Origin of the sequence: Burkholderia sp. WSM2230, assembly GCF_000472445.1 — a bacterium.
Taxonomy (GTDB): domain Bacteria; phylum Pseudomonadota; class Gammaproteobacteria; order Burkholderiales; family Burkholderiaceae; genus Paraburkholderia.
The window spans coordinates 95,193-107,878 of record NZ_AXAJ01000014.1 but is presented as its reverse complement, the minus strand read 5'-3'; the positions used below and the strand labels follow the sequence as shown (position 1 = coordinate 107,878).

The 12,686-nt window shown below is 63.2% G+C and carries 16 protein-coding genes; 1 reads left to right on the top strand and 15 read right to left on the bottom strand.

The genetic code is table 11. The annotated features are described in order from the left end of the window. Positions 1-53: 53 nt before the first annotated feature. Complete coding sequence (locus A3AC_RS0123515) at positions 54-800, bottom strand: Nif3-like dinuclear metal center hexameric protein (RefSeq protein ID WP_025601899.1); 747 nt, start codon at positions 798-800, stop codon at positions 54-56. A 19-nt stretch (positions 801-819) separates the two neighbouring features. Between A3AC_RS0123515 and A3AC_RS0123510 the strand changes: the two genes are divergently transcribed. After that, positions 820-2,034 carry a Do family serine endopeptidase gene (locus A3AC_RS0123510; RefSeq protein WP_025601897.1) on the top strand — a complete coding sequence of 405 codons (1,215 nt, stop codon included), beginning with the start codon at positions 820-822 and terminating at the stop codon, positions 2,032-2,034. 144 nt (positions 2,035-2,178) lie between these two features. On the opposite strand, the gene tatC is transcribed toward A3AC_RS0123510, so the two are convergent. The 14 genes from tatC to hisD all read right to left on the bottom strand — a co-directional run bounded on the left by tatC (position 2,179) and on the right by hisD (position 12,629). Continuing rightward, on the bottom strand, positions 2,179-2,958 hold the full coding sequence (gene tatC, locus A3AC_RS0123505) for a twin-arginine translocase subunit TatC (RefSeq protein WP_025601896.1): 780 nt from the start codon (positions 2,956-2,958) through the stop codon (positions 2,179-2,181). A gap of 34 nt (positions 2,959-2,992) precedes the next feature. Further along, entirely contained in the window at positions 2,993-3,511 is a 519-nt protein-coding gene (gene tatB, locus A3AC_RS0123500; protein WP_025601894.1) for a Sec-independent protein translocase protein TatB, read from the bottom strand. A gap of 39 nt (positions 3,512-3,550) precedes the next feature. Beyond that, entirely contained in the window at positions 3,551-3,790 is a 240-nt protein-coding gene (gene tatA / locus A3AC_RS0123495) for a Sec-independent protein translocase subunit TatA (RefSeq protein ID WP_025601892.1), read from the bottom strand. A 266-nt stretch (positions 3,791-4,056) separates the two neighbouring features. After that, positions 4,057-4,422 (bottom strand): histidine triad nucleotide-binding protein, encoded by a 366-nt coding sequence (locus tag A3AC_RS0123490; RefSeq protein WP_025601891.1) that lies wholly within the window; start codon positions 4,420-4,422, stop codon positions 4,057-4,059. A gap of 90 nt (positions 4,423-4,512) precedes the next feature. Then, complete coding sequence (locus tag A3AC_RS0123485; protein ID WP_025601889.1) at positions 4,513-4,908, bottom strand: DUF4870 family protein; 396 nt, start codon at positions 4,906-4,908, stop codon at positions 4,513-4,515. Between the two features lie 122 nt (positions 4,909-5,030). Next, positions 5,031-5,423 carry a phosphoribosyl-ATP diphosphatase gene (locus tag A3AC_RS0123480; protein WP_025601887.1) on the bottom strand — a complete coding sequence of 131 codons (393 nt, stop codon included), beginning with the start codon at positions 5,421-5,423 and terminating at the stop codon, positions 5,031-5,033. After that, complete coding sequence (gene hisI / locus A3AC_RS0123475) at positions 5,420-5,830, bottom strand: phosphoribosyl-AMP cyclohydrolase (RefSeq protein WP_025601885.1); 411 nt, start codon at positions 5,828-5,830, stop codon at positions 5,420-5,422. Before hisI ends, A3AC_RS0123480 begins: the two co-directional genes overlap by 4 nt. Position 5,831: 1 nt before the next feature. Next, positions 5,832-6,605 (bottom strand): imidazole glycerol phosphate synthase subunit HisF, encoded by a 774-nt coding sequence (gene hisF / locus A3AC_RS0123470; protein WP_025601884.1) that lies wholly within the window; start codon positions 6,603-6,605, stop codon positions 5,832-5,834. 325 nt (positions 6,606-6,930) lie between these two features. After that, positions 6,931-7,683, bottom strand: a complete 753-nt coding sequence (gene hisA / locus A3AC_RS0123465; RefSeq protein ID WP_025601883.1) for a 1-(5-phosphoribosyl)-5-[(5-phosphoribosylamino)methylideneamino]imidazole-4-carboxamide isomerase — start codon at positions 7,681-7,683, stop codon at positions 6,931-6,933. Positions 7,684-7,897: 214 nt separating this feature from the next. Next, a complete protein-coding gene (hisH, locus tag A3AC_RS0123460) occupies positions 7,898-8,539 on the bottom strand; it encodes an imidazole glycerol phosphate synthase subunit HisH (protein ID WP_025601881.1) in 642 nt (213 codons plus the stop codon). Beyond that, positions 8,536-9,156, bottom strand: a complete 621-nt coding sequence (locus tag A3AC_RS0123455) for a YchE family NAAT transporter (RefSeq protein ID WP_025601879.1) — start codon at positions 9,154-9,156, stop codon at positions 8,536-8,538. The genes hisH and A3AC_RS0123455 overlap by 4 nt, the downstream gene beginning before the upstream one ends. Positions 9,157-9,205: 49 nt before the next feature. Further along, on the bottom strand, positions 9,206-9,793 hold the full coding sequence (gene hisB, locus A3AC_RS0123450; protein ID WP_013589774.1) for an imidazoleglycerol-phosphate dehydratase HisB: 588 nt from the start codon (positions 9,791-9,793) through the stop codon (positions 9,206-9,208). Between the two features lie 63 nt (positions 9,794-9,856). Beyond that, the gene (gene hisC, locus A3AC_RS0123445; RefSeq protein ID WP_025601876.1) at positions 9,857-10,927 is read right to left on the bottom strand and encodes a histidinol-phosphate transaminase; all 1,071 of its coding nucleotides are present in this window, start codon (positions 10,925-10,927) and stop codon (positions 9,857-9,859) included. Between the two features lie 379 nt (positions 10,928-11,306). Further along, positions 11,307-12,629 carry a histidinol dehydrogenase gene (hisD, locus tag A3AC_RS0123440; protein WP_025601875.1) on the bottom strand — a complete coding sequence of 441 codons (1,323 nt, stop codon included), beginning with the start codon at positions 12,627-12,629 and terminating at the stop codon, positions 11,307-11,309. Between the last annotated feature and the right edge of the window lie 57 nt (positions 12,630-12,686).

The following is a 12,686-nucleotide window of genomic DNA, read 5'->3' as shown; positions in this document are numbered from 1 at the left end:
CCTCCGTTATTCGAGCTTTTTTCTTCGCTAATACGCTTTTGCTAATTCGACGCTTAAACCGGATTCGGGATATCGATAAAGAGGTGCTCGATATCGAACTGCTCTGATAGGTGCTTGCCGACCGCCTGCACACCGAAGCGCTCGGTCGCATGATGCCCGGCCGCGAGAAACGCGACGCCGCTTTCCGCCGACGTGTGCATGACCGACTCCGATACCTCGCCCGTCAGATAGACATCGGCGCCGGCGTTGATGGCCGCGTCGAACATGCCTTGCGCGGCGCCCGTGCACCACGCCACGCGGCGCAACATGCGATCCGGGTCGCCGAACACGAGCGGCGTGCGGCCGAGCGTCTGCTCGATTTCCGCCGTGAAGTGCGCGAGCGTGATCGGCATGGCGAAGGTGGCGAGCCAGCCGAGGTCGTTCTCGCCGAAGCGCGCGTCGCTGATCCAGCCCATCTTTGCGCCGATCTGCGCGTTGTTGCCGAATTCGGGGTGATCGTCGAGCGGCAGGTGATAGGCGAAGAGGTTGAGGTCGTTGGCGAGCAGCAGCTTCAGGCGCGCGTATTTGCGGCCGGTGATCTGCGGCGCCTCGTTGCGCCAGAAGTAGCCGTGATGAACCAGCACGGCGTCCGCGCCCCAATCGAGCGCCGCTTCCAGAAACGCCACGGACGCGGTCACGCCCGTCGCGAGTTTGCCGATCTTGCGGCGCCCTTCCACTTGCAGACCGTTCGGGCAATAGTCCTTGAAGCGCGCGGTTTCAAGGAGATTGTTCAAGTACAATTCAAGTTCGATCCGATCCATATAAACCTCTAGTCTTCAGATGCTTAGACGCTTCTGGCTGTTCTTCGCCCAAGCGGTGACTGTGCTGTTGGCGCTGATGTTCATCATCGCGACCCTCAAACCGCAGTGGCTCCAGCGTCAAGGGCAATTCGGCAAGCAACTTGCCGAACCGATCGTCGCGCTGCGGGAAGTGGCGCCCGGCATTGGCAGCGGGCCCGCAACGACGTCTTACGCGGACGCCGCCCAGAAGGCCATGCCCGCGGTCGTCAATGTGTTCTCCAGCAAAGATGGCTCACTGCCGCCGGATGCGCGTGCGAAAGACCCGCTGTTCCGCTACTTCTTCGGCGACAAGAACAATCGCAAGCAGCGCGAGCAGCCGGCCGCGAACCTGGGCTCCGGGGTGATAGTGAGTTCGGAAGGGTACATTCTAACGAACCAGCACGTTGTCGACGGCGCAGATCAGATCGAAATCGCACTCGCCGACGGCCGCACCACGAATGCCAAGGTGATCGGCATCGATCCCGAAACGGATCTCGCCGTGCTTAAGGTCAACATGACCAACCTGCCCACCATCACGCTCGGCCGCATGGAGCAGACGCACGTGGGCGACGTGGTGCTGGCCATCGGCAATCCGTTTGGCGTCGGGCAGACGGTCACCATGGGCATCGTGAGCGCGCTCGGCCGCAATCACCTCGGCATCAATACCTTCGAGAACTTCATCCAGACCGATGCGGCGATCAATCCCGGCAACTCGGGCGGTGCGCTCGTCGACGTGAACGGCAATCTGCTCGGCATCAACACCGCCATTTATTCGCGCTCGGGCGGCTCGCTCGGCATTGGCTTCGCGATCCCGGTATCGACCGCGCGCAGCGTACTGGAGAGCATCATTACCACCGGCTCGGTCACGCGCGGCTGGATCGGCGTGGAACCGCAAGACGTCACGCCCGAGATTGCCGAGTCGTTTGGGCTCGACCAGAAGTCGGGCGCGATTGTGGCAGGCGTGCTTAAGAACGGTCCCGCCGACCGCGCGGGGATCAAGCCGGGCGACATTCTGATGAACGTGAACGGCCAGGAAATCACCGACACCACCCGCTTGCTGAACGTGATTGCACAGATCAAGCCGGGCACGGCCGCGAAGGTGCATCTGGTGCGCAAGAACCGCCAGCTGGATGTGGACGTGATCATCGGCAAGCGCCCGCCGCCGCCGAAACAGCCCGCCGACGACAGCGACCAGCCGGACGACGAAGGCGGTTGAACGCGCCGCGCACGCCGAACAAGGCGCGCAATCGCCAGCTGAACGATCCGCAGGCAAAAAGCAAAAGGGCAGTCCGTCAAGGACTGCCCTTTTGCTTTGCCGTTCAGATCAAGCGCCGCCTGATCGAGCCGCCCGCGCGACATATCAGCCGGGCGGACTGGCGTCTTCGACCACAGCGGTTTGCTTGCCGACAATCAACCGCGCCGCGATGATACCGGCCTCGTACAGCACGATCAGCGGAATCGCCAGAATGAGCTGCGAGAACACATCGGGCGGCGTGACCACCGCCGAAATGACGAATGCGCCGACAATCACATACGGCCGCACTTCTTTCAGTTTTTTCAGCGTCACCACATTCATGCGCACCAGCAACACGACGACGATCGGCACTTCGAACGTCACGCCGAACGCAATGAACATGGTGAGCACGAAGCTCAGGTAATTGTCGATATCCGTCGTCATTTCCGCACCGAGGGGCGCGTTGTAATGCGCCATCACGCGGAAGATGGTAGGAAACACGACGAAGTACGCGAACGCCATGCCGCAAAGGAACAGCGTGTAGCTGCTGCCGACCAACGGCCCAACCAGCTTTTTCTCGTGCTGATAAAGACCCGGCGCGACGAACGCCCAGATCTGGTACAGCACGAAAGGCAGCGCGATCACGAAGGCGACCAGCATCGTCACTTTCATCGGCACGAAGAACGAGCCGGTGACGTCGGTCACAATCATCTTGCCGTCTTTCGGCAGATTGTTCATGAGCGGCCGCGCCAGCAGCCGGAAGATATCCGGCGCCCAATACACCAGCCCGACAAACACCACGATGACGGCAAGGCCCGCGCGGATGATGCGGTCGCGCAGTTCGACGAGGTGGGAAATGAAGGTCTCTTCAGTGCCTTCTTCCTGGCTTTTCTGGGGGTCGCTCACACCGGCCCTCGGTTAGAGATTGTCGTTCTGGTCATCAGAAAAACCGCGTCGGACGACGCATGCTGGCAGGCGTATGCCGCGCGACGCGCGCTGCGCCCGACTGCACGCGCGTGCGCCGCGTGGTGGCGCGCTTATACCAGGTGGGCATGGCGGTTTGCTTGACGCGCCAGTTTTTGCGCCTCGTCGTCGCGGCGGGCGTGCTGGTTTGCCACGAAGCATTGCCGGCGTCTTCGACAGCGCCGCCGGCAATGCTCGGCGACACCGACGTGCCGCTGTTCCACGCGTCGTTCAACTCGGTTTCGTGCTTGCGCAGATTTTCCTGAACGGCGGTTTCCACATTGCTCGCCGCCGTCTCGAACTCGGTCTTCATGCGACGCAATTCGTCGAGCTCGATTTCCCGCGTGACTTCCGCCTTGACGTCGTTGATATAGCGCTGCGCGCGACCAAACAGCGCCCCGGCCGTGCGGGCGACGCGCGGCAACCGCTCAGGGCCGAGCACGACCAGAGCGACGACGCCGATCAGCGCCATCTTGGTTAGACCGAGGTCCAGCATGGAGGGAAATGTCCGTCGGTAACGCGGTGGGCCCGCGGCTTAGCGGTAATCGCCCGAACGCGGGGTTTTTTCCTTGGCTTCCACATCCACAGCGCCGTTGCGCGGCAGTTCGCGCTGCTGCCCGTCCGCCGGCGGTGTTTCGTTTTCCCGCATGCCTTCCTTGAAGCCCTTCACGGCGCCACCCAGATCGCCGCCGATATTGCGCAGCTTCTTCGTGCCGAACACGAGCGCCACGATTAACAACACGATCAACCAATGCCAAATGCTCAATGAACCCATGACTACTCTCCTTAACCCCGACGCCGCACACTGTGCGGCAAAAAATTCGTCTGCCTTGCGGCGTGAATGGAAGCGCACGCGCTTCATCTATACCTTACAGCAGCGTTGCGGCCCTTGCCGACGTGCTGCATTCGCCGCCAAACCGCCAAAACCCGGCGTGTATTGTGACGAGACACCGCGTCGCCAAAATTACAACCCGTCAGAAATAATGCTGGCGCGCCCGGCGACCGGCAGTACCACCCCCGATTTCGCCGGAAATTGCTTCGTCAGCCCATGCGCTGCCAGGGGCGCGGTCCCGCGAGAATGTGCGCGTGCAGGTGATACACCTCTTGCCCGCCGCCCGGACCAGTATTGATGACAGTGCGGAAGCCGGTTTCGCCACCGGTGTACGCCACGCCCAACTGATCCGCGAGTCGTGCGGCCAAAAGAATCATTCTACCAAGCAGCGGCGCATCGCTTTCGGTGCAATCGCTGAGCGTGGCGATGTGTTTGCGCGGAATGACCAGCACATGGGTTTCGGCCGCCGGACGGATGTCGCGGAAGGCAAGAAACTCTTCGTCTTCATGCACTTTGGTGGATGGGATCTCGCCGGCGGCGATCTTGCAAAAGAGGCAATTCGGGTCGTGACTCATCGCATTCCTGAAGCGGTATGGCTAAGCGCGAAGCGTGGTCTAAGACGGCGCGGTGAGCCGCGCCCGCCGTCCGCTAAACATCGGACGAAATCAGAACCACGCCCGCGGATTCACAAGCGGCTTGTTATCGTACAGATACAGCCAGCCCTTGATAATACGGTACAACATCCAGATGCTGACGGCCCACAGCAGCGCAATGCCGATCACGACGAACACCAGCAGCCCGCCAATCGCATAACCGACGAGGCCGATCCAGAAGGTGCGGATCTGCCACTCGAAGTGCTGTTCATACGGCGTGCCCGCGGCGTCGCCCCGCTTCACATAATTGATGATGATCGCGACGATGATCGTCAGTCCGCCCGTCAGCCAGTGGACCGCATAGAGCGCGTACAGCACATGCGTGAGCGTGCGCAGGCTGCGTTCCCGCTCCGGCTCCATAGCGTGGCGGTAAGCCGGCGGCGGATAACTCCCGTGCGACTGTTCCATGCTGCGTCCTCCCGCGAATGGGTTGTCCGGATGCGTTCACTGCAATGTGGGTGCCGGCGCTTGCCACTTCAAGGCGGAGCGGCCAAATAGTCAAATCGACCGCATTCGCCGAAACGGCACGCTCAGTCGCCGTTCTGCTCACGCTCGCGGCTCTTGCGCAGCGCTTTTTCCTCGATGCCCGACATGCCTTCGCGGCGCTCGAGTTCGGCGAGCACATGCGCCGGGCTCAGATCGTAGTGCGACAGCATCACGAGGCAATGGAACCACAGGTCCGCGACCTCGCCGACCAGCGCCTTCGTCTCGCCGCCGTGGCGCGTGTCCTTGGCGGCCAGTACGACTTCGGTGGCCTCTTCGCCGATCTTCTTGAGCACCGCGTCGTCGCCCTTGTGGAATAGGCGCGACACATACGACACGTCCGGATCGCCGCCCTTGCGGCTGTCGATGATCGCAGCGAGGCGCATCAGCGTGTCGGTCGTGGAGGGCGTGGCGGTTGCGGCTTGGGTGGTCTGCGTCATTTGTAGATGTGTTCGGGGTCTTTCAGGACAGGATCGACGGCAATCCAGTCGCCATCGTCCGCGGTGCCTTCGAATTTCTGGAAAAAGCACGAGTGGCGGCCGGTGTGGCATGCAATGCCTGACACCTGCTCCACTTTCAGCAACACGACGTCTTCGTCGCAATCGAGCCGCACTTCATGCACATGCTGCACGTGGCCGGACTCCTCGCCCTTGAACCACAGGCGCTGGCGCGAGCGCGAAAAGTACACGGCGCGCCCGAGTTCTATGGTTTTGGCCAATGCCTCGCGGTTCATCCACGCGAACATCAGCACGTCGTTTGTCGACGCTTCCTGCGCGATGACCGGCACGAGGCCGTTCGCGTCCCACTTCACCTTGTCGAGCCAATTGACTGCCGTCGGATTTACCACTTCACAACCTCACCGAAATGCCCTGCTCGGCCATGAAGCGCTTGGCCTCGCCGACCGTGTGTTCGCCATAGTGGAAGATGCTGGCGGCAAGCACGGCGTCCGCGTGGCCGCTCCTGATGCCGTCGGCGAGATGCTGCAGATTGCCGACGCCGCCCGAGGCGATCACCGGAACCGGCACCGCGTCGGATACCGCGCGCGTGAGCGCAAGGTCGAAGCCGCTTTTGGTGCCGTCGCGGTCCATGCTGGTCAACAGAATTTCGCCGGCGCCGAGTTCGGCCATCTTGCGCGCCCATTGAACGGCTTCAAGGCCGGTCGCCTTGCGCCCGCCGTGCGTGAAGACTTCCCAGCGTGGCGGCTCGCCTTCGGCGGACACGCGCTTCGCGTCGATAGCGACGACGATGCACTGCGAGCCGTATTTGTCGGTGGCGTCTTTCACGAGCTGCGGATTCGCGACCGCCGACGAGTTCATGCTGATCTTGTCCGCGCCCGCATTGAGCAGGCGCCGCACATCTTCGACGGCGCGCACGCCGCCGCCGACCGTCAGCGGGATAAAGACCTGCGAGGCGACCGCCTCGATGATCGGCAGGATCAGGTCGCGCTGGTCCGAAGTCGCAGTGATGTCGAGGAAAGTGAGTTCGTCCGCGCCCTGATCGTCGTAACGGCGCGCGATTTCCACGGGATCGCCCGCGTCGCGCAGTTCGACGAAATTGACGCCTTTGACCACGCGGCCGGCGGTGACGTCGAGACAGGGAATGATGCGTTTAGCTAGAGCCATGATCTTGCAATTCTGCCAATACCGCTGATGGGGCCGCTCGCTTCCGGTGCACGCGAGCGGTGATGTGCCGGGTGGCTAGCCGTGTTTCCGCAGGCAGGTGCCACGGCTGGCGCTAAGGCGCTGCTTTCGCAGCCGCCGCCCGTTGCGCCGTGGATCGTGCGGCATGCCGGCGTGGGTGTTGCGTGCGCCGCGCCGGGCGGTGGTTCAAGCAGTGGTCCGAGCGCCGGTTCTAGCGCCGTCCGCAGGCGCGGCAAAACGTTGCCAACCATGCCACTCGCGCCGCCGTGCCCGCCCGCGCGCATTCGCCCGCGCGCGTTGCGGCCGCTCAGGCGTCGTCCGATTCGCGCAGCCGGTCCGCCAGAGTCTGCGCCGCTGAAAAATCCAGGTCGCCCGAATAAATGGCCCGGCCGCAGATCACGCCTTCAATGCCTTCGTCCTCGACTTCGCAAAGCGATTCGATGTCCGTCAGGTTCGACAGCCCGCCGCTCGCGATCACCGGAATCTTCACGGCGCGCGCAAGGCGCACCGTGGCCTCGATGTTGATGCCCTGGAGCATGCCGTCACGGCCGATATCGGTGTAAATGATCGACTCGCAGCCGTAGTCCTCGAACTTGCGCGCGAGGTCGGCCACTTCGTGGCCGGTCAGCTTGCTCCAGCCGTCGGTTGCGACTTTGCCGTCTTTCGCATCGAGCCCGACGATGATATGGCCGCCGAACGCCGTGCACGCGTCCTGCAGAAAGCCCGGATTCTTGACCGCGGCCGTGCCGATGATCACGTACTCGAGACCGTCGTCGAGATAGCGCTCGATTGTGTTCAGGTCGCGGATGCCGCCGCCAAGCTGCACGGGAATCTCGCCGCCCACTTCCTCGATGATCGCGCGGATCGCGTCTTCGTTCCTCGGCTTGCCGGCGAATGCGCCGTTCAGGTCGACGAGGTGCAAACGACGCGCGCCGCGTTCGACCCAATGTCGGGCCATCGCCGCCGGTTCCTCGGAGAATATCGTCGCCTGGTCCATATCGCCCTGTTTGAGGCGTACACACTGACCATCTTTCAGGTCGATGGCGGGGATCAGCAGCATAGCAATCGGGTGTTGTCTGGGAAGGGGTTGATGGTCGGCGGCGGCGGCTGGTCGGCCAGCCTGCCGGAACGCCGTCTCGCTAGTTTAGTACAACTCTTTCGACGCCCTTGCGCCCAGGCGGCGCAAGGCGCAATGAGGGTGCGGCGGCTGCGGCGCGCGACGAGAGCCCCGCTGGTGGCGGGACAGCGCGCGGCGACAGAAGGAAGAAAGGCGCTCACGGGTTCCAGTGCACGAAGTTGCGATACACGCGCAGCCCCGCTTCGGCGCTCTTTTCCGGGTGGAATTGGGTGGCGAAGATGTTATCCCGCGCCACCGCCGAGGTAAAGGGCACGCCGTACACCGTCTCGCCGGACGTGTGCGCCGCATTGTCCGGCGCTACGTAATAGCTATGCACGAAGTAGAAGAACGCGTTGTCCGTCACGCCGTCCCACAGCGGATGCGGCTGCGCCTGACGCACGCGGTTCCAGCCCATTTGCGGGACCTTGAAGCGCGAGCCGTCGTCCTGCACCTGGCCTTCCAGGTCGAAGCGCAGCACTTTGCCCGGCAAGAGGCCGAGGCCCGGCGTGTCGCCTTCCGCGCTCCAGTCGAACAGCATCTGCTCGCCGACGCACACGCCCATCAGCGGCTTCGCGCGCGACGCTTCCACCACCGCTTCCTGCAGGCCCGATTCGGCGAGACTGCGCATGCAGTCGGGCATCGCGCCCTGGCCGGGCAGCACCACGCGGTCGGCCGCGCGGATCGCTTCCGGCTTGTCGACGATCGCCACGTCCGCTTCCGGCGCGGCCTTGCGCAACGCCTGCGCCACCGAGCGCAGGTTGCCCATGCCGTAATCCACAATCGCTATCGAAGTTTTCATTTCAAGTTAGGCAGCAAAGCCTTCAATCCGTCGACGATGAATTCCACCGCCAGCGCCGACAACATCAAACCCATCAGCCGCGTGCCGATGTTGATACCGGTGCGACCAACCCAGCGTGCAATCGGTTCAGCAAGGCGCAGCGAAAAAAAGCAGATCGCCGCCAGCACCGCGCCGATGACAATCAAGCCAATCCGGTCGTACCAGTGCGGCGAGCTCGCCGCGTAGACGATCGTCGTGCTGATTGCGCCCGGGCCGGTCAACAGCGGAATGGCCAGCGGCACGACCGCGATGTTGTCCTTCTGCTCGGCTTCATCGCGCTCTTCGGGTGTCGAACGACTGTTCCCGATCTGCGCGTTGAGCATGTTGATCGCCATCAACAGCATGATGATCCCGCCGCCCACTTCCAGCGAACCGACCGAAATGCCAAAGAAGCTGATGATCTGCTGTCCGAACAGCGTGGTCACCGCAATCACGCAGAACACCGAAATAGCCGCGATCCGGATCGTTCTGCGCCGTTCGGCGTCGCTTTGATGCGCCGTCAGACTCATGAAGAACGGAATGGCGCCGATCGGATTGATCAGCGCAAGCAGCGAGATAAACGACTTCAGAATATCCATTGAACATCGGGCGCGCGTAAAGCGCGTCCCGGTCCGGGTAAAAAGTCGCTTAAAGGCTGCCCTTGGTCGACGGAATCTGCCCCGCCGCGCGTTCGTCCAGTTCCACCGCCATGCGCAGCGCGCGGCCGAAGGCCTTGAACACCGTTTCCAGTTGATGGTGAGCGTTGATGCCGCGCAGATTGTCGATATGCAGCGTCACGCCCGCGTGGTTCACGAAGCCGCGGAAAAATTCGATCGACAGATCCACATCGAACGTGCCGATGCGCGCGCGGGTGAACGGCACGTGGAATTCGAGGCCCGGACGGCCCGAGAAGTCGATCACGACGCGCGACAGCGCCTCGTCGAGCGGCACGTAGGAATGGCCGTAGCGGCGAATGCCCTTGCGGTCGCCGATTGCCTTGGCGACAGCCTGGCCGAGCGTGATGCCGGTGTCTTCGACCGTGTGGTGGTCGTCGATATGCAGGTCGCCATGCGCTTCAATGTCGAGATCGAATAGGCCATGCCGCGCGATCTGGTCGAGCATGTGGTCCAGAAACGGCACGCCGGTGGCCAGCTTCTGCTGACCGGTGCCGTCCAGGTTGATCTTCACACGGATCTGCGTTTCGCTAGTGTTGCGAACGACTTCCGCAAGGCGCATGGTAATTCCTCGAATCGAGCTAGAAAGCGATAGTAGTGTGGGCGGGAAGCGGCAGGCCGCGGCTCAGTGCAAAACGAGTTTGAGAGCGGCGAGCAACTGGGCGTTTTCGTCGGGAGAACCAACGGTCAAACGCACGCAATTCGCCAGCAATGGGTGCATTTTACTCACGTTTTTGATCAATACCCGCGCCGTGAGCAGGGTTTCGAACAGAATGGAGGCGTCGGGCACGCGCACCAGCAGAAAGTTGCCGGCGCTCGGAAACACTTCGGCGCCTGGCAATGCAGCAACAGCCGCGGCCAGTTTCGCACGTTCTTCGCGCAGTTTCTCGGCCTGCGAGTCGAGCACGTCGACGTGATCCAGCAGGAAATCGGCCGCCGCCTGGGTCAGCACGTTGGTGTTGTACGGCGGGCGCACCTTGTCCAGCTCCGTAAGCCACGCGGGCTTGCCGACCAGATAGCCGAGCCGGATCCCGGCAAGACCGAGCTTCGATACAGTCCGCATCACGACCACATTGTTGAACGCGTCCGCGCGCGGCAGCCAGCTTCGCTGTGCGAACGGTTGATAGGCCTCGTCGATCACCACGAGGCTCTTCGTCGCGGCGGCGATGATGCGCTCCATGTCGGCATTGTCGAACAGCGTGCCGGTCGGATTATTCGGGTACGCGAGGTAGATGATCGCTGGTTCGTGCTGCGCGATTGCCGCGAGCATCGCGTCCGTGTCGAGCGTGAAATCGGCGTTTAGCGGCACGCCGACGAATTCCATGTTCGAGAGCTTCGCCGACATCTGATACATGACGAAACCCGGCACTGGCGCCAGCACCTTGGCGCCCGGCTTCGCGCACGCCACCGAGAGCATGCTGATGATCTCGTCCGAGCCGTTGCCGAGCAGTACGTCGCAACCGGCTGGCACGCCCATCACGCGCTTGATCTTCTCGATGAGCGCTTCGGGGCGCGGCGCCGGGTAACGGTTCAGCGCGACGCCAGCCAGATGCTCGCCGAGATGCGCGGCCAGAACCGGCGGCAGCGGAAACGGATTTTCCATAGCGTCGAGCTTGATGTAGCCCGTGGCGTCCGGTACCGGATAGCTCGTCATCGCGAGCACGTCTTGGCGAATGATGTCTTGAGGTGTTGTCATAAGTCAGTGGGCCGGGCCGGGCGTCGCATGCATCAGGGGCATGCAACGCTTCGGACACGCCTCGTTGCGCGGCTGGCTCGCCGCGCCGGGTTGGTCTGGGTTGTCGTTATAAGATGCGCGGTGGTCGAACGGCTTGTGCGATGTCAGGCGGAAGCTACGCCGAGTCGGTTGACCGGCTCGACCATGCTTTGAGCCGGACTCGTGGTTCCAGCGGGCGGCTCGCGCATGCCTTGGTGATGCTTCGTGGTCGTGATCCGGTCGCGCCCGACCGCTTCGTTGCCTTGCCGCCTTGCTGCCTTGCCGCCTTGCTGCCTTGCCGCCTTGCTGCCTTGCCGCCTTGCTGCCTCTCTGCTCAGCCGAGACTTGCTGGCTTCGCCGCTCAGCTACCTTGCCGCATCCGGTATTCCGCGCTTCGCGCGTGCGCCTGCAAGCCTTCGCCGTACGCCAGTTCGGCAGCGATCTCGCCAAGCGTCTGCGCGCCTTCCGCGCTCACTTCTATCACGCTGGAGCGCTTGAAGAAATCATAGACGCCGAGCGGCGACGAGAACCGTGCGGTGCGCGACGTAGGCAGAACGTGGTTCGGCCCGGCGCAGTAGTCACCGAGACTCTCGCTCGTGTAGCGGCCAAGGAAGATCGCGCCCGCATGGCGGATCAGTTGCCCCCACTGATGCGGCTCCAGCGCCGAAATTTCCAGGTGTTCCGGCGCGATGTCGTTGGCAATCGCGCAGGCTTCGGCCATGTCGCGGACCTTGATGAGCGCGCCGCGTCCTTCCAGCGACGCCTGGATCACGTCGCGGCGCGGCATGGTGGGCAGCAGTTCGTCGATGGCGTCCTGCACGCGGCCAATGAACGCGTCGTCCGGACACAGCAGGATGGACTGCGCGAGTTCGTCGTGCTCGGCCTGCGAGAACAGGTCCATCGCGACCCAGCGCGGATCGGTCGTGCCGTCGCACAGCACGAGAATTTCCGACGGCCCGGCGATCATGTCGATGCCCACCGTGCCGAATACGCGGCGCTTCGCCGACGCCACATACGCGTTGCCCGGGCCGCAAATCTTGTCGACGGCCGGCACGGTTTCGGTGCCGTACGCGAGCGCGGCCACGGCCTGCGCGCCGCCAATGGTGAACACGCGGTCCACGCCGCCGAGCAACGCAGCCGCCAGCACCAGCGGATTCTTCACGCCGTCCGGCGTGGGCACGACCATGATGATTTCGCGCACGCCGGCCACCCGCGCCGGAATCGCATTCATCAGCACCGAAGACGGATACGCCGCCTTGCCGCCCGGCACGTAAATGCCGACGCGGTCGAGCGGCGTCACTTTCTGGCCGAGCACGGTGCCGTCGGCTTCCGTGTATTGCCAGCTATGGCTGCCGCACTCGATTTTCTGCTTCTCGTGATAGCCGCGCACGCGCGCCGCCGCGGCTTCCAGCGAGGCCCGGCGCTTCGGTTCCAGACTTTCGAGCGCCGCTTCCAGCTCCGAAATCGGCAACTCCAGCGCCGCGACGCTCTGGGCGTTCAGACGGTCGAAGCGGTTCGTGTACTCGAGCACCGCCGCGTCGCCGCGCGCCTTCACGTCGTTCAGGATCTGCGCGACCGAGCGCTCGATTGCTTCGTCTTCGCTCGCCTCGAACGCGAGCACCGCATGCAGCGACTTCCTGAAGTCGGCAGCGGCGGAATCGAGTTTGCGAATCTTGATAGACATACGGGTATCCGTTTCGGTAAGGCGCGCTTTAAAGCAAGGTCAGACTGGTTCGATCCA